The sequence below is a fragment of the Stenotrophomonas sp. 22LJNL06-5-1 genome (assembly GCF_056861455.1).
Genome location: NZ_JBSPUE010000006.1, coordinates 174,894 through 196,870, shown reverse-complemented (window position 1 = coordinate 196,870; position 21,977 = coordinate 174,894). Strand labels below are relative to the sequence as shown.

20 protein-coding genes are annotated in these 21,977 nt (G+C 66.7%); 8 read left to right on the top strand and 12 right to left on the bottom strand.

The annotated features are described in order from the left end of the window. Positions 1-68 precede the first annotated feature (68 nt). The 3 genes from AC13GF_RS14440 to AC13GF_RS14430 form a co-directional block, all read right to left on the bottom strand. Complete coding sequence (locus AC13GF_RS14440; RefSeq protein WP_483005059.1) at positions 69-1,076, bottom strand: phosphotransferase; 1,008 nt, start codon at positions 1,074-1,076, stop codon at positions 69-71. A 99-nt stretch (positions 1,077-1,175) separates the two neighbouring features. Continuing rightward, complete coding sequence (locus AC13GF_RS14435) at positions 1,176-2,210, bottom strand: DUF418 domain-containing protein (RefSeq protein ID WP_483005058.1); 1,035 nt, start codon at positions 2,208-2,210, stop codon at positions 1,176-1,178. Then, complete coding sequence (locus AC13GF_RS14430) at positions 2,207-2,797, bottom strand: TetR/AcrR family transcriptional regulator (protein WP_483005057.1); 591 nt, start codon at positions 2,795-2,797, stop codon at positions 2,207-2,209. Before AC13GF_RS14430 ends, AC13GF_RS14435 begins: the two co-directional genes overlap by 4 nt. A gap of 143 nt (positions 2,798-2,940) precedes the next feature. Between AC13GF_RS14430 and AC13GF_RS14425 the strand changes: the two genes are divergently transcribed. Continuing rightward, positions 2,941-3,366 carry a DoxX family protein gene (locus AC13GF_RS14425; RefSeq protein WP_126928025.1) on the top strand — a complete coding sequence of 142 codons (426 nt, stop codon included), beginning with the start codon at positions 2,941-2,943 and terminating at the stop codon, positions 3,364-3,366. Here AC13GF_RS14425 and AC13GF_RS14420 read toward each other — a convergent pair. After that, positions 3,339-4,142: an APH(3')-II family aminoglycoside O-phosphotransferase gene (locus AC13GF_RS14420; protein ID WP_483005056.1), complete on the bottom strand. Its 804-nt coding sequence runs from the start codon at positions 4,140-4,142 to the stop codon at positions 3,339-3,341. The two genes, AC13GF_RS14425 and AC13GF_RS14420, sit on opposite strands and share 28 nt — an antisense overlap. A 41-nt stretch (positions 4,143-4,183) precedes the next feature. Next, complete coding sequence (locus tag AC13GF_RS14415) at positions 4,184-4,687, bottom strand: DUF2938 domain-containing protein (protein WP_483005055.1); 504 nt, start codon at positions 4,685-4,687, stop codon at positions 4,184-4,186. Between the two features lie 55 nt (positions 4,688-4,742). Here AC13GF_RS14415 and AC13GF_RS14410 point away from each other — a divergent pair, with 55 nt between their 5' ends. The 3 genes from AC13GF_RS14410 to AC13GF_RS14400 are packed head-to-tail and all read left to right on the top strand — an operon-like array spanning position 4,743 to position 6,896. Then, positions 4,743-5,408 (top strand): ArsR/SmtB family transcription factor, encoded by a 666-nt coding sequence (locus tag AC13GF_RS14410; RefSeq protein ID WP_483005054.1) that lies wholly within the window; start codon positions 4,743-4,745, stop codon positions 5,406-5,408. A gap of 14 nt (positions 5,409-5,422) precedes the next feature. After that, on the top strand, positions 5,423-6,151 hold the full coding sequence (locus AC13GF_RS14405; RefSeq protein ID WP_483005053.1) for a GNAT family N-acetyltransferase: 729 nt from the start codon (positions 5,423-5,425) through the stop codon (positions 6,149-6,151). Positions 6,152-6,179: 28 nt separating this feature from the next. Further along, positions 6,180-6,896, top strand: a complete 717-nt coding sequence (locus AC13GF_RS14400; protein WP_483005052.1) for an SDR family NAD(P)-dependent oxidoreductase — start codon at positions 6,180-6,182, stop codon at positions 6,894-6,896. On the opposite strand, the gene AC13GF_RS14395 is transcribed toward AC13GF_RS14400, so the two are convergent. Beyond that, entirely contained in the window at positions 6,890-8,317 is a 1,428-nt protein-coding gene (locus AC13GF_RS14395) for an MFS transporter (protein WP_483005051.1), read from the bottom strand. The two genes, AC13GF_RS14400 and AC13GF_RS14395, sit on opposite strands and share 7 nt — an antisense overlap. Positions 8,318-8,440: 123 nt before the next feature. On the opposite strand from AC13GF_RS14395, the gene AC13GF_RS14390 reads away from it, so the two are divergent. Together AC13GF_RS14390 and AC13GF_RS14385 are read left to right on the top strand one after the other, a co-directional pair. Further along, complete coding sequence (locus tag AC13GF_RS14390; protein WP_483005050.1) at positions 8,441-9,424, top strand: LysR substrate-binding domain-containing protein; 984 nt, start codon at positions 8,441-8,443, stop codon at positions 9,422-9,424. Between the two features lie 63 nt (positions 9,425-9,487). After that, on the top strand, positions 9,488-11,434 hold the full coding sequence (locus AC13GF_RS14385; protein ID WP_483005049.1) for an EAL domain-containing protein: 1,947 nt from the start codon (positions 9,488-9,490) through the stop codon (positions 11,432-11,434). On the opposite strand, the gene AC13GF_RS14380 is transcribed toward AC13GF_RS14385, so the two are convergent. After that, the gene (locus AC13GF_RS14380; RefSeq protein ID WP_483005048.1) at positions 11,431-12,042 is read right to left on the bottom strand and encodes a TetR/AcrR family transcriptional regulator; all 612 of its coding nucleotides are present in this window, start codon (positions 12,040-12,042) and stop codon (positions 11,431-11,433) included. The genes AC13GF_RS14385 and AC13GF_RS14380 overlap by 4 nt on opposite strands. A 104-nt stretch (positions 12,043-12,146) precedes the next feature. Between AC13GF_RS14380 and AC13GF_RS14375 the strand changes: the two genes are divergently transcribed. After that, entirely contained in the window at positions 12,147-13,223 is a 1,077-nt protein-coding gene (locus AC13GF_RS14375; protein WP_483005047.1) for an MBL fold metallo-hydrolase, read from the top strand. Between the two features lie 27 nt (positions 13,224-13,250). Here the strand turns inward: AC13GF_RS14375 and AC13GF_RS14370 are convergent, their stop codons facing one another. Further along, the gene (locus AC13GF_RS14370; RefSeq protein ID WP_483005046.1) at positions 13,251-13,748 is read right to left on the bottom strand and encodes a helix-turn-helix transcriptional regulator; all 498 of its coding nucleotides are present in this window, start codon (positions 13,746-13,748) and stop codon (positions 13,251-13,253) included. A 513-nt stretch (positions 13,749-14,261) separates the two neighbouring features. Here AC13GF_RS14370 and AC13GF_RS14365 point away from each other — a divergent pair. Next, positions 14,262-17,381 (top strand): galactose-binding domain-containing protein, encoded by a 3,120-nt coding sequence (locus AC13GF_RS14365; RefSeq protein ID WP_483005045.1) that lies wholly within the window; start codon positions 14,262-14,264, stop codon positions 17,379-17,381. 90 nt (positions 17,382-17,471) lie between these two features. On the opposite strand, the gene AC13GF_RS14360 is transcribed toward AC13GF_RS14365, so the two are convergent. From AC13GF_RS14360 to AC13GF_RS14345, 4 genes are read right to left on the bottom strand one after another with little or no spacing between them, the layout of a single operon-like run. Beyond that, positions 17,472-18,449 carry an ABC transporter substrate-binding protein gene (locus AC13GF_RS14360; RefSeq protein WP_483005044.1) on the bottom strand — a complete coding sequence of 326 codons (978 nt, stop codon included), beginning with the start codon at positions 18,447-18,449 and terminating at the stop codon, positions 17,472-17,474. Positions 18,450-18,465: 16 nt separating this feature from the next. Beyond that, a complete protein-coding gene (locus AC13GF_RS14355) occupies positions 18,466-20,211 on the bottom strand; it encodes an amino acid ABC transporter permease/ATP-binding protein (RefSeq protein ID WP_483005043.1) in 1,746 nt (581 codons plus the stop codon). Beyond that, entirely contained in the window at positions 20,208-20,759 is a 552-nt protein-coding gene (locus AC13GF_RS14350) for a GNAT family N-acetyltransferase (RefSeq protein ID WP_483005042.1), read from the bottom strand. The genes AC13GF_RS14355 and AC13GF_RS14350 overlap by 4 nt, the downstream gene beginning before the upstream one ends. After that, positions 20,756-21,976 (bottom strand): M20 aminoacylase family protein, encoded by a 1,221-nt coding sequence (locus AC13GF_RS14345; protein ID WP_483005041.1) that lies wholly within the window; start codon positions 21,974-21,976, stop codon positions 20,756-20,758. Before AC13GF_RS14345 ends, AC13GF_RS14350 begins: the two co-directional genes overlap by 4 nt. Position 21,977 lies beyond the last annotated feature (1 nt).

The following is a 21,977-nucleotide window of genomic DNA, read 5'->3' as shown; positions in this document are numbered from 1 at the left end:
GTTCCAATCGAAGAGCAGTCGACTAACAGTCGACTCTACCCGGGGCGATCCTGGCAACGGCCCAGAACCTAATCCAACCCGCGATACACCCGCTCCGCCGCATCGAACACATTTCCCGGCGCGAACTGCTCGCCCAGGTAGTGCAGCGACTGCCGGCGCAGCTGCGGCGAACGCTCCTCTCCATCGCTGCCCAGCAGCACCTGCTGGAACTCGATCAGGTCCTGCAGAATGCGCCAGTGCCGGTACCAGGCGATCCAGCGCGGGTCGCCGCGGTCGCTGCCGTAGCCGTCCTCGAAGCCCAGCGGATTCTCGCGCCCCCAGCGCCCGCCAACGGCCGCGCCGATGAACATCAGGTCGCGCTCGCGCGGCGCCAGCGACAGGCCATCCCAGTCGATCAGGTGCAGGCCCCCGTCATTGCCCATCAGCAGGTTGCCGGCATGCAGGTCGGTGTGGCACAGGTACAGGTCTACCGGCACATCCTGCAATGCCGCGAGCAGCTCCCGTGCCTGCGCATGCAGCGCCGCGATGCGCGCATGCTGCTGGTCCCACACCGAAACGAATGCGCGGCCCAGCCCATCCTTCGCGGCCGCCAGGCCTTCGCCGGCCAACCATTGCCCGACGGTCTCCAGCGCCGCGGTTTCCAGCCGCACGATCGGCAGCGCCCGCTGCAGTTCCGCCGGCAGCTGTGCGCCGTGCAGGCGGCGCAACACCTCACCCAGCCGTTTCCACTGCGTGCGGCTCAACGCCGCCTCGAACCCGGACTGGCCTTCCACATAAGGGAACAAGGTGAACTGCAATCCCCAGCGCTGCACCGACGCACCACCGGTCAGTGCTGGCCACGGCGCCACGATCTCATCGATACCCAACGTGCCACGCATCCAGTGCAGGCTGTCCCACACCGCTGGATCGACCTGGTAGGTGCGGCACTTCAACCACCACTGCCCGTGCCGCGCATCGACGCGATACACGCTGGCATTGGCGTCGGCACCCACCGGGCGTGGCACCACGGCGGTGGGGGTGATGCCATAGGATTGTTGCAGGACTTCGCCGAGATGCTGCGCCGAAGCGAATGACATGGATGCAAGCGGAAAGTGTTACCTGCCACCACTATCGCAGATGCGCTCGCCACGACACAGACATGTCCGTCACAACATTGCCTCGGCAGGACCAGAGAACTAGCCTGCGATGCGCCGCATCACCGCCTCCAGCGGGCCGCGTGCGAACTGCCACGACCACAGCCATGCCGCGCCGGTCGCCAGCATCAGGAACAGCAGTGCCCACAGCAGCACCGACGCGAGCGATGCACTGCCATCAAGCAGGCCCAGGCTTTCCAGCGTGCCCATGCCCAGCAGGATGTGGCCCACGTACAGGGTCAGGGTCATGCGACCGGCCGCGGTGAACGGCTCCAGCCAGTCACCCGGTCGCACGCGCGTCAGCCACAGGCAGGCGGCAATGACACTGCACGCTGCGCCCGCACCGGTGAGTACGTAGGCCGGTCCCGGCGGCATCGGCTGCGTTCCCAGCCACGCCTGCCAGGGCGCTCCCTGCGCAAGCTGCTGCACGCCATGTCCAGCCGCGAACAGCAGCAGGCCCAGCACCAGCAGCGCGCGCTGGACCCGCGGTTGCGACAGCTGCAGCCGTGCCAGCAGCATCCCCAGCAGGAAGAAGCACAGCCACGGCAGCAGCGGATGGAAGCCATTGAACAGCAGGTTGCGGGCCGCGCCCGGCCATTGCCACAGACCGGCGTACTCCAGCGTCTGCCAGTTCCATCCCTCGCTGTAGTCCCAGTGCAGCAACGCCCAGAACGAACAGGCCGCCAGGCCCACGATGCTGGCCAGCAACACCCGCGGCGAGGCACGCAGCCACACCACGGCCAACGCGAAATACACCGCGTAGTAGTGCAGGATATCGGCCGGGAACAGGGTCAGGTTGAGCAGGCCCAGCACCATCAGGAACAGTGCGCGCCGCCAGGTCTGCACACTGGCCGGCCACCAACCCTGCCGCTGCGTGGCCAGTACCAGGCCAAGACCGGCCAGCGTAACGAACGTCGCCGAGGCCTTGCCTTCCAGCAGATGGAAGAACCCTGCCAGCCAACCCTCACCCTCTGCCGGCACGGCCATCGCCAGACGGAAATTCACCAGCACCATGCCGGCCAGTGCCAGGTAGCGTGCCAGATCCAGGCCGTGCAACCGCCGGTCCACGGCGCTCATGCGCGTGCCCCGAGCAGCAGCGCGAGCAGGCCAAGATCCAGCGATGCCTCATCGGTGCCATCGGCTTCGCCCAGCCCCCGACGCAGTGCGTCGCTTTCGATTGCATCCAGCAGCACCTGCGCCTGCAGTGCCGGGGCCAGCACGGGACGCCGACGTTCGCGCTGTGCCACCAGCTGCAGGGCTTCGGCCAGCGTCGCCTGCAATTGCCTGCGATTGGCCGCAAACGCCTTGGCCACGGAAGGATTGCGTGCGCTCTCGGCCAGCACTTCGACGGCGAGCGTCGCCCATTCCGGCTGCCGGCACAGTGCGTGGAAGTCCTGAAGGAACACCAGCACCTGTGCGCGCTCGCCTTCGGACGCGGCCAGTCGCTGCAGCAACGGTGCCAGCTCTTCGCTCTCGGCCACCGCCACGGCAAGGATGATCGCTTCCTTGCCCGGGAAGTGGTTGTAGAGATTGCCCAGGCTGACACCGGCCGCCTGCGCGATGTCGCGCATGCTGGTCTGGTGGAATCCCTTCGCGAGGAAGCACTGCAGGGCGGCCTGCAGGATCTGCGCGATGCGTTGCTCGTTGCGGTCGGCTCGGTTCATGGCGCAAATAGTGAACGAACGTTCGTCCAATTAGAAGGCGGCAACTCGACCGCCATCGGGCTTCGTTCAGCCTGCCTTGACCTCAACCGCTGTTGAGGCCCGATGCTGTCCGGCCCGCCCAACGCTCAACCCGGAGTTCCTGCATGCCACGGATGATCACCACCCTGCTCGACAGCCGCGTGCTGTGGTTCCTCGCCCGACTGCTGCTGGCCGTGGTGTTCCTGTCCTCGGGCCTGGCCAAGCTGCTGGCGTGGGACAACAGCGTGGCCGAAATGCAGGCGGCCGGGCTGCAACCGCCTGTGCTGTTCAACCTCGCCAGCGCCGTGGTGCTGCTGGGTGGCTCACTGTGCCTGCTGCTTGACCGTCTGCTCTGGCTGGGCAGCGGCGCGCTGGCGGTGTTCATGCTGCTGACCATCGTCATCGTGCATACCTTCTGGACCAAGCACGGTGCGGAACAGCAGCTGGCCCTGTTCTTCGCGCTGGAGCACCTGAGCGTGGTCGGTGGCCTGATCTGCGCGGCCATCGCCAGCCACGCGCGGGCTCAGAAGAACTCGTCGAGCAACCGGTAGAACGCCAGCCGTCGTTCGTCGGCCACCACGCCGTAGCGCTTGAACAGCGGCGCCACCCAACGTGTGTTGTCGAAGTTGTAGACAAGGCTGCGCGCGGCCAGCGCCAGGTCCTGGTAGCGGTCGGCAACGCCCAGTCGCCCACAGTCGATGAAACCGCTGAAACGCCTCTCGACCACCATCAGGTTCGGCAGGCAGGCGTCTCCGTGGCTGACCACCAGGTCTTCATGGTCGGGCCGGGTGCTGCACAGTTCGGCGAAGACCTGCTGCGGACTCTGGCCCAGGCGTTCGTCATCGAAGTCATCGGCGTCTACCCGCCCCGCCTCGACGCGGGCCTGCGCGGCCTGCAGGCGCGAGGCCAGTCGCTGGTTGAACGGACAGGCAGCCACCGGCAACGCATGCAGCCCGCGCAGCGCGTCGGCCAGCAGTTCCACCAACTCCTGCGGCGCGAGTTCCGGCGACGAAGCCAGGTCGCGGCCGGGCAGCGCGCTCATCAGCAACCAGCGCCGGCCCGCTTCTTCGGCGGTGGCAATGACCGTTGGCGCCGGTTGTCCCTGTGCCTGCAGCCAGCGCAGGCGCGCGATCTCATCGCCCAGCTCACTGAAGGCGTCGATCACTTCCGACTTCACGAAGGCATCGGCCTGCCCCGGCCGTTGCACACGGGCTACATCCGCGCGCGAAACACCGATCGACTGGCGCTCGATGCGCGCATCGGCCAACGCTTCCTGCCATGCCCACGGTAGCGGCATGCCATCAGTGGAGGGATTGGGTGCTTCCATGCCGGGGTGTTCCTGTTGCCGGTGACCCCACGGATTCTCGCTCATCCTGCACGAACCGCGGCCAACAGCAGCGCGGAAAGGTACATGCCTGCGCCGAACACGCTGTGCGCCACCAGGCTGCGCAGGCGCGCCTTGCCCGGCGCCGGGGTCTTCGAAGCGGCAATGCCGGCACCCATGCCCGGCTGCAGGATGAGGAACGGCGCGGCAACGCTGAGGATGCCGAAGGCCAGCGCCGGCCACAGGGTGGGTGCCTGCACCCAATCGCTCCCTACCACGGCCAGCAACAACGCCGCGAAGACCACCCCGATCACGTAATGCGCGGTCCAGCCCAGCGCGCGCTCGCCACTGACCGCTGCCGCGCGGCCGATGCCGTCGTGGCGGAAGCGCCCGCGCGGCAGGTGCCCCAGCCAACGCCCGACCATCGCGAAGTCCAGCGAGGGAATACCGAGCAGCCGCCGCTGCACCAGTGCCCACAGGTCCATTACTGCGGTTGCTCCCACGCCGACTACTACCGCATCCATCACGAATATCGCCACGCCAGTCATATCGCACACCTTCAATTGTTTGCTTGAATGATAGAGCGATGCTAGCGTGCACCGCATGAACGCTGCAACAGAGCCACCACCCTCACCGCTGGAGGCCTTGGCCGAGATCGCCCGCACGCTCGGCCATGCCCATCGCCTGGCCCTGCTGGAGCACATCGCCCAGGGCGAGCGCGCAGTGGAACGCCTGGCCGAACTGACCGGGCTGTCGGTGGCCAATACCTCCCAGCACCTGCAGCAGCTGCGCCGTGCCGGCCTGGTACAGACCCGCCGCGATGGCAAGCGCATCCTCTACCGCAGTGGTGATGGCCCGCTGGGCAACCTGCTGGCCGCGCTGCGCGACTATGCCGACCACCAGCGCAGCGAGATGCAGGGCGTGATCCACGACAGCCTGCAGCGCCGCGATGCGTTGGAAGGACTGACCGTCGAGCAGCTGCTGGACCAACGCGGCAGCGTGGTGCTGCTGGATGTGCGGCCGCGCGAGGAATTCGATCTGGGCCACCTGCCCGGCGCGCTGAACATTCCCGTTACGGAACTGCGTGCACGGATGGACGAACTGCCGCGTGCCGTCCACATTGTCGCGTACTGCCGCGGTCCCTACTGCGTGCTGTCCAACGATGCGGTGGCGATGCTGCGCGAGGCCGGACTGACCGCGCAGCGGCTCGCCGCCGGTTACCCCGAATGGAAGGCCGCCGGCCTGCAGGTGGACCTGCCCCGGCACTGAGCGAGACACCGGTCATGGATGATGTGTTTGCCCCGTTGATCGATGCGACCTGGCGCGGCGTGTTCTGCGGGCAGCGCACGCTGCAGGATGATCCACTGCTGCAGTTGGCGTGCAGCGATGATTTCGACGAGGGCGAGGACGGCATGCTGCTGCAGCCGCTCGTCGGCCCTGCGCGCGCCCTGCTGCGCCCTGCCCTGGCGGCTCGCCTGCAACTGCACGTGCAACCGCACTGGACGCTGGCGCAGCTGCAACAGCGTCTGCAGCAGCTCGGCCAGCGCACCCATGGCGCGGATCGTGTCTTCTACTTCCCTACCGCAGAACTTGCGGTCCTGGCCGCGCGCTCTGCACCGCCACACATCCGCCGTCTCGACCCGGCCGACGCAGCCGCGTTCGACGTGTTCCAGGCCAGCGCCAGCGAAGAGGATCTCGATGCCGCCTGGGTCGAGCTGGACCACTGGCAGGTGTTCGGCGCCTTCGATGGCGAGCGGCTGGTTGCCGCGGGAAGCATGTACCCGTGGAGCCTGGATCCAGCCCTGGCCGACATGGGCGTGCTGACCCTGCCCGAGGCCCGCGGTCGCGGGCACGCGCGCCAGCTGGTACACGCCATGGCCGTGTCCGCGCAGGCGGCTGGGCTGCAGCCTCAGTACCGTTGCCAGCTCGACAACACCGCCTCGATCATTACCGCCGAGCGCAGCGGCCTGCGCGCGTTCGCCGATTGGGACACCATTCTGGCAGCCGATTGAGGCTGCCGCAGTACAACAAGGAAGCAACATGAAATTGATGGTCATCGGCGCCAGCAGGGGCCTGGGTCGGGCGTTCGTGGAAGGCCTGTGCAGCGCAGGCGACACCGTCATCGGCGTTTCGCGCAAGCGTCCGCGCGACCTTGAATGCCCCGAGGGGGTCACCCTGCAGTGGATCGAAGCCGATCTGTCCCAGCCCACCATGGCTGCCAATCACATCGCAGCGCAGGCACCGGCCGATCTGGATGTGCTGATCCACAACCTGGGCATCTGGGAAGAGACCGCCTTCAGCGATCAGTACGCCTTCCTCGACCAGAGCGATGCCGCGCTCACCCAACTGGTCGACGTCAACATCACCGCGACCCTGGTGCTGCTGCAGCGCCTGCTGCCGCGGGTGCTGGGCACACCACGCCCGCAGCTGGTGCTGACCGGCTCGACCTCGGCACTGCCACGCAGCGGCCGCCCGGAAGTGGCGTTCGGCGCATCCAAGTTCGCGCTCAACGGCATCGCCGATGCACTGCGCGAGGGTTTCCGCGATCGCCGCCTGGCGGTGACCAGCCTGCAGCTGGGCTACCTCAACACCGACGATGCACTGTCGGTGCCGGTGGCAGAGGCCGCAGCGCGCGGCGACGGCGAACTGGTGCCCGTGCATGACGTCGTTGCGATGGTGCGCGCGTTGCTGCAGCTGTCACCGTCCGGCTTCGTGCGCGAACTGGTGCTGCCGGCCATCGCCGACCCGCGCTACTGACTACCGCTGCGCAGGCCAGGCTCGACCTCTTCGCGCAACAGGTACCCCAGCACGATGGCGGTCAGCACGGTCGCCATCGCCAGGACAAACAGCTGGCCACGGACGGCCTCCATGTACGCCTGGGCCAGCACCGTTCTCGAAACAACGGGCAACGCCTCCACCGCTCCGCCAAGGTCGCCCATGGACAGCCTGTGCACGGCGGCACGGGCCACGACGCCGGCCTCCAGCATCATGTTCCCGCCAATCCGGGCCGAGAGCATGATGCCGACAAGCGCGAGGGCAATGGAATCGCCTGCCAGTCGCATCGCATTGAAGATGCCAGCGGCCATGCCGGCCTGCTCCTTGCCGACTACGCTGACCGCCAGGCCATCCATGATCCCCCAGGGCAGGCCGATGCCGATTCCGATGACCAGCATCGGCATCCAGCGCACCGACGGGAACTGGAACACCTGCGCCAGCCATGCCAGCCCAAGGGCGCCGATCAGCAGGCCCGCACAGCACAACGTCCGCGCCGGAATCCAGCGCAGCAGGTAACCGGCAACCAGGGGAACAACCAGCAAGGGTGCAGACAGTGCTGCCATCGCCAGTCCAGCCTCGGTGGGTCGCAGTCCTTCAACACCGATGAACCCCGCTGGCAGCACGACCAGAAGGACGACGTAGGAGAACGCAGGGGCAGCGGCCAGAATCTGCACGCCAACAAAACGCCGGTTGCGGAACAGCCCGAGATCCAGCAGCGGTGTTCGATGGGAGCGTTCAACCGCAATGAACACGCCCAGCAACACTACCGAGAGCGCCAGCAGTACCAGCGTCTGCGGATGCAGCAGGCCACGTTCCGGCAGCACGATCATGGCGTAGGTGAGTGAGCCCAGCGCCAGCATGAAGGTGATGGCCCCCAGCCAATCCAGGCGTGGCGAACCGGCGTTTCTCGATTCGGCGGATGACAGGGCGACCAGCGGTACGGTCAGGGCCGCCAGCAACGCCGGCAGGAAGAACACCCATTCCCAGCCCAGCGCATCGATCAACCCGCCCGCCAGCAGCGGACCGCCTGCGGCCCCTGCACCAAAGGTGGTGCCGATGAGGCTGAACACCCTGGCCCGCGCCTGGCCGTCGAACACCTGCGCCAGCGACGCCATCGCGCCGGCAAACGCTGCCGACGCCGCCATCCCCTGAAGCAGTCTCAGGACATTGATCCACGCCACATCGGGCATCAAGGGAATCAGGCCGGTGACGAGTGCAAACGATACGCCCCCCAGAATCCAGATCCGGCGCCTGCCATGCAGATCGGCCAGTCCACCGGCCACCAGCGTGGTGCAGCCGTAGGTCAGCAGGTAGGCGTTGATGATCCAGGACAACGCCGCAGGGCAACCGCCCAGCGCGTCCCGGATGGCAGGAATGCCCACGGCGGGGCTGGCAATGCTCAAGGGAATGGTGAGCGCCGTCAGGCAGCCTGCCAGCACCACTCCAAAGCGTGATGATCCGGCCGTCTCAGCAGAGGCAACAGACATGTCGATGAAACTCGAGCGTGGCCAAGCGCCACCGCATTAATGCTATCCGCGACGTTATTTCGTAAGAATCCGCCATTCAGTCCATACTTTAATGACACAAACGTCATCAATGGCCACGTCATGGACAGCTTTGCCGGTCTCAGCCTCTTCGTTCTTGTCGCCGAGGCACGCAGCTTCGCGGCCGCAGCACGACAGCGTGGCATCACCCCTTCGGCCGCAAGCAAGACCATCGCCCGGCTGGAAGAGCGCCTGGGCGCCCGCCTGCTGAATCGCAATACCCGCAGCGTCAGCCTGACTGCCGAAGGCGAGCAGTTCCTTGAACGTTGCCGCCGCATCATGATCGAGGTTGCCGCGGCAGAGCGCGAACTGACCGACGCCCAGGCCGCGCCCAGCGGTCGCCTGAAGGTCAGTCTTCCACTCGCCAGCGGACTGATGCTGCCGGTGCTTTCAGCGTTTGCGCACCGTTTCCCCGCCATCGAACTCGACCTGCACTTCAGCGACCGCCTGGTCGATGTCATCGAGGAAGGCTTCGATGCCGTCGTCCGCACAGGCAGCCCCGCCGACTCCCGGCTGCACGGCCGCAACCTCGGCAGTACCCGCCTGCTGTGCGTGGGTGCCCCTGCGTACTTCGCCCAGCGCGGCACGCCGCAGCACCCGGACGAGCTGAGCGGCCACGCATGCCTTCTCCATCGCTTTCCCGGCACCGGCCTGATCGAACGCTGGCCACTGCCCGTGCATGAGGGAAGCTCTGAGACGCGGCTGACTGCCGCGATGACCGCCAATCATCTTGAGACGATCCTGCACATGGCCATCGATGGCCATGGCATTGCGTGCCTGCCCGACTTCGCCACGCGTGATGCGCTGGACCGCGGTGCCCTCGTCAGCGTTCTGGAACCATGGAGCACCGAGCGAAGCACCTTCTGGGCCCTCTGGCCAAGCCATCGCCATCAGCAACCGCGTGTGCGCGCGTTTGTCGATTTCATGGCCGAACACCTCCTGCCCGAACGCAGCCAGCGCAATTGAACCTGCGCCCTGCTGCGACTACGCTGCTGGTCACTGGCCGTCGGTCACAGGCGGGAACCTGCTATGGATGCGCTTTCACGGGTCTCGGCCCAGGTCCTGGACAGCGCCCTGCCCAGCCTGCCGCTGTACCTGCTGCAGGCCACGGCGGTGATCGGCATGATCGGCGTGCTGCTGATCGCCACCCGCCGCGCCGGGCACGCCATTGAAGGCCGTCGCCTGTATGTCGGCGTAGCGCTGGGCCTGATCTACCTGTTCAACGCCTGGTGCGTGGCCCGCTACACCCAGGGCGTGGTCAAGCTCCACCTGGGTTTCGACATCCTGCTGGTCAGCGGACTGCTCGGCGGCTGGCGCGGCGGCCTGGCCTGCCTGGGCGCCAGCCTGCTGGCCCGCTACCAGTTCGCCGGCACCCAGTACTTCCTGCCCGCCGGCCTCGAGGCCACGCTGCAGATGCTGGCCGGCGTCTGGCTGCGCAGGCGCCTGCACCCGCGCATGCTCAATGAACTCTCGCTGCGCATGATCCTGCAGGCCTGGGGCGTGCGTATCGTCGTCACTGCGTTGGGCCTGGCCCTGGGCGTAGCAATCATCGGCGCCCATCAGCTGCCCGTGGATGAGTTGGCAATCCAGCGCCTGCTGGCACTGCCACTATCACTGCTGATGCTCGGCGCGGTGTTCGCACTGGTCTACAACGATGCGCAGATCGATGCACAGCGCCAGCGCGAACAGGCCTGGCTGCGCATCGATCCGATCAGCGGCCTGCCCAACATGCGTGCGCTCGGCGAACGCCTGCAGCATTACTGGCGCGACAACGACGGCATCGGCAAGGCCTGCCTGATCGTGGCCGAGATGGGCAACCTGCGCGATCTGCGCCTGCGCTACGGTCCGCTGCAGGACAACGGCCTGTGGCAGCGCGACAGCACCGAAGAGGTGCATCGGCTGCTGCCCTCGCTGCCGGCCGGGCAACTGGAGATCTACCAGTTCGGCGATGCAGCACTGGCGATCCTGGTGCGCGACCTGACCTTGTCCGAACTGCGCACGCAGCCGCAGATCACCGAGCTGGCCAGCAACCTGGCCGATCGGGTCGGCCGCGATTGGCCCGGCTTCCGGCCGCTGTTCCGCTGTGCGGTGGTCGAATTGAAGCCCCCCGCTGATGCCGACGAAGGACATCTTCCGTTTCGCGCGATCACCGTGGCACTGAGTGCGATCGAATCCGGCGTCGTGTTCTTCGACGACCCGATCCAGCGCGACAGCGAGATCGACGCCCTGATCGAAGTCGCCCTCGAACGCTGGCTGCAGCAGGGCGACGCACCGCTGTGCTACCAGCCCAAGCATCGTCTGCAGGATCGCCAACTGGTCGGCGCCGAAGCACTGCTGCGCATGCGCGATGGCGAGGGCCGGCTGATCGCGCCGATGCGGGTGATCTCCCTGCTGCGCCGGCAGGGGCGATTGGCTGAACTGGAATGGGCCACGCTGCAGTCGGCCATCCACTTCCTGCAGCAGTGCCGACGCGACGGCTCGCAGCTGAAGATCGCCGTGAACGTTTCGGCCGAGTCACTGCGCCTGCCCGACTTCGGCCTGCGCCTGCAGGAACTGCTGGCACTGCACGATGTGCCCGGCGTGATGCTGCGCCTGGAGATCGTCGAATGGACCGAGATCGTCGAGCGCGACGTGGTCGATGCCAACATCGAACAGCTGCTGGCGGCGGAGGTCACCCTGTCACTGGATGATTTCGGCGCGGGCTATTCGACCCTGATCCTGCTCTCGCAGCTGGCCATCGCCGAGGTGAAGATCGAGCAGGCACTGATCGCCACGCTGTCCGACGCCAAGTCGCAGTCGATCGTGCGCTTCATCGTCGAAGTCGCGCACCGCTGCGGTGCGATCGTGGTGGCCGAAGGTACCGAAACCCTGGCGCAGGAGCAGCAGCTGCGCGCACTGGGTGTGGATGTCGGCCAGGGCTATCTGTATTCGGCGGCGCTGCCGGCCGACGAGTTCCGCCGCTTCGCCGCCAGCTAGACCGCGTAGAAACCCAGGAACATCGCCACCGCCGATTCGGCCACGCGTGCACGCTCCAGTGCGTTCAACGGTGCCTGCCCCATCGTCACCTGTGGCCAGAACGCAAAGCTCTTCACCAGCCCGTGCAGCTGGTGGCCGGCGAACTCCGGATCGACCTCGCGCAACCGGCCATCGGCGATTGCTGCACGGATCCATGCGCTCTCGCCACTTTCCTTCTCGCCCATGCGGCAGACGATGGCCTGCGCCCGCTCCGGTGAGTGGATGATCTCGGCCATCGCCACCCGCGCCAGGTCGATGAAGTTGGCATCGCTGAGCAGTTCCAGCTTCTGGCCCAGCAACTGCAGCAGCTGCGCCTGCAGCGGCTGGTCGGCGCGGTACGGCAATGTGTCGCTGGCCACGCTGCGTTCCCACAGCTCCTCCAGGATCATCGAGAACAGCGCTTCCTTGCTCGGGAAGTGGTTGTAGACGGTGCGCTTGGAGACCCCGGCCGCCTCGGCGATACGGTCCATGCTGGTCGCCTCGTAGCCCGATGCACGGAACTCCTCCACCGCCGCGCGCACGATGGCCTCGCGTTTACGGTCGGTCAGGCGTTGTGGGGCACGGGGCATGGCGGGAACCGGATAACTGAACGGACACCACCATTTTACACCCGGCAGTGTACTTTTGAAAAACACGAAACTACACTGTGCAGTGTACTCAGCGGACGTCACCCATGAAGCGCCTGCTCCTTGTCCTCCTGCTCGGAATCCTCGCCGTGACCGCCTACACCTTCTGCAAGTCCTGGTCCCTCCCCGACTTCCCCGATTCACCGCAGTACCGTGATGGCAAGTTCCACAATGCCCTGCCCCGTCCGGCGATGGGCCTGCGCGACGGTGCGGAGATCTGGTGGACGTTCCTGTTCAACAAGCCCAAGGGCACCGTGCCCGCTCACCCGATTCCGGTCCAGCCGCTGGACCGCGCCACGCTGGACGCCGCACCGGATCGCAGCCTGTTCCGGCTGGGGCACTCCACGATCCTGCTGAAGCTGCGTGGCCAGTACTGGCTGACCGATCCGGTGTTCTCCGAGCGCGCCTCGCCGGTGCAGTGGATGGGGCCGGCACGCTTCCATGCACCGCCGATCAGCATCGACGCGCTGCCGCCGATCGCCGGTGTGATCCTCTCGCACAATCACTATGACCACCTCGACCATGCCGCGGTCATGCAGCTGGCCGGCAAGACCGCGCGCTTCATTGCACCGCTCGGCGTCGGCGACCAGCTGATTGCCTGGGGTGTGGACGCCAGCAAGGTCGAACAGCTGGACTGGTGGCAATCCACCGAAGCCAACGGCCTGCGCCTGACCGCGACCCCGGGCCAGCATTTCTCCGGCCGCGGACTGGGCGATAGTGATCGCAGCCTGTGGGCGTCATGGGTGATCCAGGACGGTGACTTCCGCATCTTCTTCAGCGGCGACACCGGCTACTTCGACGGCTTCAAGGCCATCGGCGAGAAATACGGCCCGTTCGACCTGACCATGATCGAGACCGGTGCCTACGATCCGCGCTGGGCGTTCGTGCACATGCAGCCGGAACAGACGCTGCAGGCGCACCTGGACCTGCGCGGCAAGTGGCTGCTGCCGATCCACAACGGCACCTTCGACCTGGCCCTGCACGCATGGCAGCAGCCGTTCGAGCGCATCACCGCATTGGCGGCCGCGAAGAACGTGCCGGTGGCCACGCCGATGATGGGCGAGGCGCTGGACATGCAGGCGCCGCAGGCGGGTAGCCGCTGGTGGGAGACGGTGGAGCTGTAACGCGGTGGGCTCCGATTCTCGCGGCCACTACGTCTTCGAGAGAAGCCTGCGCCCTTCCCGGGCCAGATTGAGCTGCAACGCAGCGGCGGCGAGCTCGGTCATTTCCGTCGTGACTTTCCCGCTGCCGCGCGCTCGCAGCCAACCGAGAATGTCGACGAGATGCCAGATCGAGGTCGAGCCGTCATGTACGGGGGACGGAAACGACTGCGGGTTGGCCAGCATGAGCTTCCGCATGTTCTGGCGCGACATTCCGAGCAGGTCTGCGACGTCAGTGAGCCCCACCAGATCGGGGCTCACTTCAACCAGTTCGGCACCGGGCACGGCCCGCTGCACATCGTCCAGCGCCGAACGCAGGGCAGCCCCTGCGCTGTCTGCTTCGCGGCAGAACGCCAGGGCCAGTCGTCCCGGCAGCCCAAGGCCCACAAGCGCGTCGTCACAGCCACCTTCGGCCAGGCGCTGCTCGAGGACGCCGATTTCATTGCCTGTGTCCGGCAAGCGGTACTTCAGGGTGAAGTTGAATTCCATGATTGACCCCTTCGCTTCTGACGAAGCCTGATCTCATTGCTCACGACTGCAGTTCTCGACCACACGCCGCAAGGCCCTTGCATGATGGCTGCCGCTACGCGGCGTGCTCCAGATGCTCACGATGCAGAACTCCCCGCATCGGCAATCGGTGTCGTTGTAAGGGCAATACATCCGGCCCCACGCATGGCCGCCCGCCATACGGAGCCTCCACCCACGGTCCTCCGCGAACTGCAACGCCGCTTCGATGTCCTTGTCTGGATGACGCGCTCGAGACATTCCTTGTTCTCCATAGTCTGCACACGGCTCACATAAGTTGTCAAATGACAACCAGATTAAAAGACTTTCGATGTGACCCTAGCCAATCCGCGCTGCACGTCCAGAGCCACATCCGTCAGCCCTCCCGTGATGGCGGCGCCAGCGTCCTGCGGCGCTGCAGTGTGTCATGTAACCGATTACATCCCTTGCTAGCGTAGCGCTCGCCCGATTCCGGCCGAACCTGCGAGGCAGTCCGTAATGACGTTGCGCGCCGAACGTTCCAAGGTCTTCCGCTCAGCTATCCCATGGCGATCTGCCACTGCCCTGCTGTTGGCCGCCCTCGCCTCCAGCGCACAGGCACAGACCCTCCCCCCGCGCAGCCAATGGCAGGCCAGCAGTTCCTCGCAGCAGGTACCGGCGATGGCGATCAGCCACCTGATCGACGGCGACCCGAAGACCGTGACCGGCGGCGCCTTCAGCCCCGGCCACTGGTTCCAGATCGATCTGGGCGCGCCCACCCTGCTGGCCGGCGCGCGCCTCACCTGGGATGTATCGAACCCGGAAGGCTATTCACTGCAGACCTCACTCGACGGCAGGCAGTGGCAGACCGCGTACACGATGGCCGATTCGCTGGGCGACGTGGAAACGCTGTACTTCGCGCCGCGGCAGGCCCGCTACCTGCGGCTCGCCAGCCCGCAGCGCACCTCCGATTGGGGCGTGTCGATCTTCGAGATGGAGCCGCTGGACAGCACGCTCAGCGCACGCATCAGCGGTATCGATGCAACGCAGGCAGCGGCGCTCTGGCAAGGCGGCAGCACCGTTGCGGTTCCGACCGGAAAAGATGGATCCCATACGTTCGAGATCACGCTGCCGCAGGCCCAATCCACGGCTGGCCTGGTGGTCGACTGGGCCGATGGCGCGCGCGGCGCCGCGCGACTGCAGGCGCAGGATGCACAGGGCCGTTGGCAGGACCTCGCACACGATGCACAGGCGGCCAATCATCGGCAAAGCTGGCTGGCTGCCACTGCAGCACGACCCTTGCGTGCATTCCGCCTGAGCGTGGACGGCGCTGCACCGCAGATTTCACGCCTGCGCCTGCTCGGCCCGAAAGCCGTGATGACACCGATGAAGCAGTATCAGATCGCCGCCAGCGGCGCGCAGCGCGCGTTGTTCCCGGCGTCGTTGCAGATGCAGCAGACCTATTGGACGGCCGTCGGTGTGCACGCAGGGCGACAGAAATCGATCTTCGACGAATACGGCAACCTGGAAGCCTTCAAGGGCGCGCCACTGGTGCAGCCACTCTGGCGTAGTGCCGATGGCCAAACCGCTGGCGCGGCAGGACAGCCGATACAGCACGCGTTGCGGGATGGCTGGAAGCCGATGCCGTCCGCTACGTGGTCACCGCAGCCCGGGCTGGAGTTGCGCAGTGAAGTGTTCGCCATCGAGCGCACCGGCCAGCCGGTGACCTTCCTGCGTCATCGCCTGCACAACACCGGCAAGACCCGGATCGACGGCACGCTCAGCCTGGTCGTGCGCCCGATGCAGATGAATCCACCGTGGCAGAACGGCGGGCTGTCACCCATCCGCGATGTGGCGATCGATGGACAGGCCGTGCGCATCAATGGCCGCATGCTGCTGCAGTCGCTCACGCCGGTGACTGCGTCCGGCGCGGCGCCGTTTGGCAAGGAGGGCGCAACGGAAATCACCGCGAACGTCGCTGCCGGCCATCTGCCCTCCACGCAACAGGCGCGCGACGACGAGGGTCTTGCCTCGGCTGCGTTGAACTACCGCGTATCACTGGCACCCGGCGCCAGCGATGCCATCGTGGTCGCGTTCCCGCTGGGTGCTGCCGCCGCCGATAGCAAGGGCGCGCTGCCCGAAGCGCCTGCGCTCGATCTGGCCACGCTGCCCCGCGATGCCAATGCGGCGTTCGATTCACTGGCCACGCAGGCCTCCGCGGACTGGCAGGCACGGCTGGGCCAGGTCGGGCTGCGCCTGCCCGATCCCTCATTGGTCGACATGCTGCGTGCGCAGGCCGCCTACATGCTGATCAACCAGACCGGCCCTGCGATGCAGCCCGGCCCGCGCAACTACAACCGCTCCTTCATCCGCGACGGCATGGCCACCTCGGCGGTGCTGCTGCGCATGGGTGAAGCCCGCGTCGCGCGCGACTACCTGGACTGGTACAGCGAACACGGCGTGCATGCCAACGGTCTGGTCTCGCCGATCCTCAATGACGATGGCAGCGTCAACACAGGCTTTGGATCGGACATCGAATACGACAGCCAAGGGCAGTACGTTGCGCTGGTGGCCGATGTCGCGCGCCTTGATGGTGGACCGGAATCGGTACGTGCCTATCTGCCGAAAGTGAAAGCCGCGCTGCGCTTCCTGCAGGAACTGCGCGAACGCACGCTGGTGCCCGGCTACAAGGCCGACCAGCCGGCGCCGGAGCGCTTCGCCGGCATTCTTGCGCCGTCGATCAGCCATGAGGGCTATCCGTCCCCTACCCACAGCTACTGGGATGACTACTGGGGCCTGAAGGGGTGGCACGATGGCGCGTGGCTGGCCGAGGCGCTGGGCGACCACGAGACTGCTGCCTGGGCGCGCGAGCAATACACGCTGCTCTACGACGCGCTGCACGCCTCGATCCGGGCGACGATGGCGTGGAAGGGCATCGACTTCATTCCCTCCTCGGCCGACCTGGGCGATGGCGATCCCACCGGCGTATCGATCGCACTGGACCCCACCGGTGCGCAGAGCGTACTGCCCGCCGAGGCACTGCGGACCACCTTCGCGCGTTATCTGGAGGACGTGCGCAAGCGCAGCCAGCCCGATGCGCTGTACGCCTATACGCCCTATGAGATCCGCAACGTGCTGAGCTATGTGCACCTGGGCCAGCCGCAGGTGGCCGATGAGCTGCTGCAGGGACTGCTGCATGATCGGCGCCCGCTTGAGTGGCAGGTGCTGGCCGAGGTCGTGCACTCGCGGCTGCGTTTCCCCCGCTACCTGGGCGACATGCCGCATACCTGGATCGGCGCCGAATACGGCCGCACCCTGTTCGGCATGTTGATGCGCGAGGACGATGATGCGTTGTCATTGCTGCCGGGCACGCCGCCGTCGTGGGTTGCTGGCGATGGGCTGGCGGTGGAGCGGCTGCCGACCGCGTATGGCACGTTGCAGATGCAGGCGCGGCAGCGCGACGGCACGCTGACGGTCACCCTGGGCAAGGGGTTGCGCAGCGGGACGGCGGTGAAGGTCTGGTGGCCGGCGCGCACGATGCCGAAGACGGTGCGTGTGGATGGGCGCAGCGTTTCCGACTTCGATGCCGAGGGCGTGCGGCTGGCGAAACCGTTCCGGACGCTGGAAGCGCGTTGGTAGAGTCGAGCTTGCTCGACTACATTTCGCCGATCACCATGCGCCAGTCGAGCAGGCTCGACTCTACAGGGGCCCGCCGGGCCACGCCCGGTGTCATTGCAGCGTCGGCAACCCCGGCGGATTGGTCTGCGACTGCGGCACGGCCTCCTCGGCCACATTCCACCGTTTCAGCGCCTGCGCATAGGTGCCGCTGCCGATCTGGGTGTTCAATGCCTGCGTCACCGCATCGGCCAGGCCGCTGCCCTTGCGCGTGGTCACCGAGATCGCCGCAGCGTTCGGCCAGCCGCCAGGGAACAGGCCTACGCGCCGCACCTTGCCGTCGCGTGCCGAGTACGCGCCGGTGGCATTCGGTTCGAACGAGACATCCGCGCGGCCGGTGATCACCGCCAGCCGGCCGACCACGGCGTCATCGAAGTACTGGTACTCCACCGGCTTCAAGCCGGCGGCGATGTTCTGCTGGTCCCACTGCCGCAGGATCTGGTCCTGGTTGGTGCTGGCACCCACCACCACCTTCAGCCCTGCGACATCGGCGGGTTTTTCGATCTTCTGGATCGGCCCATCTGTACGCGTGTAGATGCCCAGCAGGTCGTAACGGTAGCTGGAGAAATCGAATTTCTTCTTGCGCTCTTCGGTGACGGTCACGTTCGACAGCACCGCATCGTACTTGCCCGATTCCAGCCCCAGTGGCCAATCGGGCCACGCCACCGGTACGATCACCAGCTTCAGGCCCAACCCATCGGCGATCAGCCGTGCGATGTCCGGCTCGATGCCGACCACGTCCTTGCTGTCGGCGCCATAGTCGGCCAGCGGCAGCTGCCCCGGATGAGTGGCCACGGTGAACGTACCGGGGGTGACGAAGCGATAGTCGGCCGGGATCAACGCCTGCGCCTTCGGGTCAAACGTGCCCTTCAAGGCAGCGGTGTTGCCGCTTGCCAGACTGGTCGCGGCTACGGCGGCGGCATCCGGTGCCTGGCGTACGCGCGAATAGACGATGCCGGCGATGCCGATGACCAGCACGCCCACGATCAACAGGGTGCTGCGCGAGGGGCGATGCGGTGCTGCAGGGCTCATGGTGTTCCTTCCGGGGTTACAGGGTCTTGGCCAGGAAATCGGCCGTGCGTTGCTGGCGCGGGCGCTCGAACAGGGCCTCGGGCGTGCCCTGCTCGATCACCCGGCCCTGATCCATCATCACCACGTGGTCGGCCACGCGACGGGCGAAGCTCAGTTCATGGGTGACGATCACCAGCGTGGTGCCGGAGCGAGCCAGCTCCTCGATCACGCTCAGCACTTCAGCCACCAGTTCCGGGTCCAGCGCCGAGGTCGGTTCGTCGAACAGCAGTACCTTCGGCTGCAGCGCCAGCGCACGGGCAATCGCAATGCGCTGCTGCTGGCCACCGGACAGCTGGCGCGGGAAGGCATCGGCCTTGTCGGCCAGGCCGACCCGCTCCAGCAGCGTGCGCGCCTGCTGCTCGGCCTGTGCGCGCGGCACGCCACGAACTGCAATGGGTGCCTCGATGATGTTCTCCAGCGCGGTCAGGTGCGGGAACAGGTTGAAGCCCTGGAACACCATGCCCACTTCCGCACGACGGCGGCGGATCTCGCGCTCGGGCAGCTCGTACAGGGTGTCACCCTCGCGGCGGTAGCCGATCAGCTGGCCACCGACAGTCACGTAACCGCTGTCGGCACGTTCCAGGTGGTTGATCAGCCGCAGCAGCGTGGACTTGCCGGCGCCGGACGGGCCGATCAGCACCGTCACGCTTCCAGCGCGCAGATCCAGGTTCACGTCGTCCAGCACCGGCTGATCGCCGAACACCTTGCCCACGCCGTGCAACGACACCGACGCACCCTCGCCCGCTTCGACCTGGGTGGCGATGCGCGGGCGGTTGATCACGCGCGGCGCAGCATCACTGGATGTCCGCACCGGTGACGACACCCGTGACACCGAACGCTCGCGCTGCAGCTGGCCGCGCGCGAAGCGCTGTTCCACGCGTCGCTGCAGCAGCGACAGCACGGTCAGGATCACCAGGTACCAGACCGTGGCCACCATCAGCAGCGGCACCACCTCCAGATTGCGGCGATAGATCACCTGCACCGTGTAGAACAGCTCAGGCAGCGCCAGCACGTAGACCACCGAGGTGCTCTTGGCCAGGCCGATCACATCGTTGAACGCGGCCGGCAGGATCGAGCGCATCGCCTGCGGCAGGATGATGCGGCGCACCTGGCGGCCACGCGGCAGGCCAAGCGCGGCTGCGGCCTCGTACTGGCCGTGGTCGACCGAAAGAATGCCACCGCGGATCACCTCCGCCGAGAACGCCGCCTGGTTCAGGGTCAGGCCCAGCACCGCGGCGGTGAACACACCGATCAGCTGCGTGGTCGGGTACGAGAACAGGCTGATGCCGGTGAACGGCACGCCCAACTCGATGGTGCTGTACAGGTAGCCCAGGTTGTTCAGCAGCAGCAACAGCACCAGCAGCGGGATCGAGCGGAACAACCACACATAGCCCCACGACACCGCCGACAGCAGCGGTGAACCGGACACCCGGGCCAGCGCAAGCAAGGTACCCAGTGCGAAGCCGAGGCCGGTACCGAGCGCGGTCAGCAGCAGCGTGCGGCCCAGGCCTTCAAGCACAGGGCGTGCGAAGAACCACTCGGCGAATGTGCCCCAGCCCCAGCGCGGATTGCCCAGCACGGATTGCAGCCCGATCAGGATCAGCGCCAGTGCCAGCACCGTGCCGAAGACCTGCAGCGGATGCCGGGCTGGCACGATCTTCAGCGCCGGTGCTGGCGCCGGCCGGGTTGCAATGCCATCCAGCGCGGTCGAAGGCGTGCTCACGCGTGGGCTCCTTGCAGCTGGGTCTGCGCAGGTACGATGACGGGCGCCGGTGCCCGCAGGTGCTTTTCGAACGGCAGATGCGCAACGGTTTCCGGGTCGGCCTCCAGATCGAACAGCGCGGTGTAGCCATGGCTCAGGTACAGGCCAACCGCTTCAGGCTGGCGGAAGCCGGTGGTCAGGAACACCCGCTGGTACCCTTGCCGCGCCGCCTGGTCTTCCAGCTCCTGCAGAACACGCCGTGCAATGCCCTGGCGACGCAGCCCGGGCAGCGTCCAGATTCGCTTGAATTCGGCGGTATCCGGGTCTCGGTGCGGCATGAACGCGCCACCGGAGATCGCCACACCATCGCGCAGCAGCAATACAAACGCCCCTATCGGCGCAGCAAAGGCCTGCGCCGGGTAGCGCTGCAGTTCTTCGCGTGCGCTGCCGCCGATGCGTCGGCGCACGTCGGCGTAGCGGCTGTCGTACTCCTGTTCCAGGCCGTCGAACAGAGGCCGCGCCAGCGGATCATCCACCGAGGTATAGAGGAAGCGTTCGTCGCTGCTCATGTCGCATCCCTCACCAGATAGTCTTCGGCCAATCGCGCCCACAGGCTGGCGGCGGGTGCAATGGCGGCATCGTTGAACACGTAGCGCGGGCTGTGCAGCGGTGCACTGTCGCCGTTGCCGACGAACACGAAGCTGCCCGGCCGCGCCTGCAGCAGGAACGCGAAATCCTCACTGGCGGTGCGCGGCGCGAATTCGGGCACTACGTGTTCGCTGCCGAAGCCCTGCAGCGCCACCTCGCGGATGTAGGCAGTCTGCTGCGGGTGGTTGATCACGCTGGGGAAGCCGCGTGGGAACTCGATCTCGGCGCGCGCACCGAACGCGGCGGCGATCTGCTCGGCGACCTCGGTAACACGGCGCCGCAGAGTGTCACGTACCTCGGGCAGGTAAGCGCGCACGGTCAGCTTCAGCTCGACGACGTCCGGAATCACATTGGCGGCCTGGCCGCCGTGGATCGAACCGACGGTGACCACGCCCATCTGCCGCGGGTCGACATTGCGTGACACCACGCTCTGCAACGCGGTGACGACGTGCGCCGCCGCCAGGATCGGGTCGACACTCCCCTGTGGCTCGGCACCGTGTCCGCCCTTGCCGATCACCTTCAGCCGCGCCCAGTCCACCGACGCCATCGCCGGGCCATCGACGAAGCCGAAGTGACCCACCGGCACGCCCGGCCAGTTATGCAGCCCATAAATCGCATCCACCGGGAAGCGCTCGAACAGGCCATCGGCAATCATCTTCGAAGCACCCGAACCGGTTTCCTCGGCCGGCTGGAACACCAGCTGCAGGGTGCCGTCGATATTGCCGTGATGGGCCAGGTAGTGCGCGGCGGACAGCAGGATGGCGGTATGCCCATCGTGGCCGCAGGCATGCATCAACCCCTCGGTCTGGCTGGCATAGGCCAGGCCGGAGTCCTCGTGGATCGGCAGTGCATCGATGTCGGCGCGCAGGCCGAGTCGACGACTGCCCTGCCCGCGCTGCAGCGTACCGACCACGCCGGTGCCACCGAGCCCGGTGGTCACCTCATAGCCCCACTGCTGCAGCAGTTCGGCCACTCGGGCGCTGGTGCGGTGCTCCTCGAAGGCCAGCTCCGGGTGCTGGTGTAGGTCATGACGGATCGCAATGGCCGCCTCGGCGCGTGCCGCGATCTCGGGCAATATGCCCGTGGATTGGGAATTCCGCCGGGCATGGTCCGGCGCTACTGCCGATTCTCCGCTCATC

What these genes read in the sequence shown, in the direction of transcription:
- AC13GF_RS14390 (WP_483005050.1), top strand. Translation starts at nt 8,441, where the DNA reads ATGCTATCCGCGACGTTATTTCGTAAGAATCCGCCATTCAGTCCATAC.
- AC13GF_RS14410 (WP_483005054.1), top strand. Translation starts at nt 4,743, where the DNA reads ATGAACGCTGCAACAGAGCCACCACCCTCACCGCTGGAGGCCTTGGCC.
- AC13GF_RS14350 (WP_483005042.1), bottom strand. Translation starts at nt 20,759, where the DNA reads ATGAGCAGCGACGAACGCTTCCTCTATACCTCGGTGGATGATCCGCTG.
- AC13GF_RS14375 (WP_483005047.1), top strand. Translation starts at nt 12,147, where the DNA reads ATGAAGCGCCTGCTCCTTGTCCTCCTGCTCGGAATCCTCGCCGTGACC.
- AC13GF_RS14345 (WP_483005041.1), bottom strand. Translation starts at nt 21,976, where the DNA reads ATGAGCGGAGAATCGGCAGTAGCGCCGGACCATGCCCGGCGGAATTCC.
- AC13GF_RS14430 (WP_483005057.1), bottom strand. Translation starts at nt 2,797, where the DNA reads ATGAACCGAGCCGACCGCAACGAGCAACGCATCGCGCAGATCCTGCAG.
- AC13GF_RS14415 (WP_483005055.1), bottom strand. Translation starts at nt 4,687, where the DNA reads ATGACTGGCGTGGCGATATTCGTGATGGATGCGGTAGTAGTCGGCGTG.
- AC13GF_RS14370 (WP_483005046.1), bottom strand. Translation starts at nt 13,748, where the DNA reads ATGGAATTCAACTTCACCCTGAAGTACCGCTTGCCGGACACAGGCAAT.
- AC13GF_RS14365 (WP_483005045.1), top strand. Translation starts at nt 14,262, where the DNA reads ATGACGTTGCGCGCCGAACGTTCCAAGGTCTTCCGCTCAGCTATCCCA.
- AC13GF_RS14440 (WP_483005059.1), bottom strand. Translation starts at nt 1,076, where the DNA reads ATGTCATTCGCTTCGGCGCAGCATCTCGGCGAAGTCCTGCAACAATCC.
- AC13GF_RS14380 (WP_483005048.1), bottom strand. Translation starts at nt 12,042, where the DNA reads ATGCCCCGTGCCCCACAACGCCTGACCGACCGTAAACGCGAGGCCATC.
- AC13GF_RS14400 (WP_483005052.1), top strand. Translation starts at nt 6,180, where the DNA reads ATGAAATTGATGGTCATCGGCGCCAGCAGGGGCCTGGGTCGGGCGTTC.
- AC13GF_RS14420 (WP_483005056.1), bottom strand. Translation starts at nt 4,142, where the DNA reads ATGGAAGCACCCAATCCCTCCACTGATGGCATGCCGCTACCGTGGGCA.
- AC13GF_RS14425 (WP_126928025.1), top strand. Translation starts at nt 2,941, where the DNA reads ATGCCACGGATGATCACCACCCTGCTCGACAGCCGCGTGCTGTGGTTC.
- AC13GF_RS14435 (WP_483005058.1), bottom strand. Translation starts at nt 2,210, where the DNA reads ATGAGCGCCGTGGACCGGCGGTTGCACGGCCTGGATCTGGCACGCTAC.
- AC13GF_RS14360 (WP_483005044.1), bottom strand. Translation starts at nt 18,449, where the DNA reads ATGAGCCCTGCAGCACCGCATCGCCCCTCGCGCAGCACCCTGTTGATC.
- AC13GF_RS14405 (WP_483005053.1), top strand. Translation starts at nt 5,423, where the DNA reads ATGGATGATGTGTTTGCCCCGTTGATCGATGCGACCTGGCGCGGCGTG.
- AC13GF_RS14385 (WP_483005049.1), top strand. Translation starts at nt 9,488, where the DNA reads ATGGATGCGCTTTCACGGGTCTCGGCCCAGGTCCTGGACAGCGCCCTG.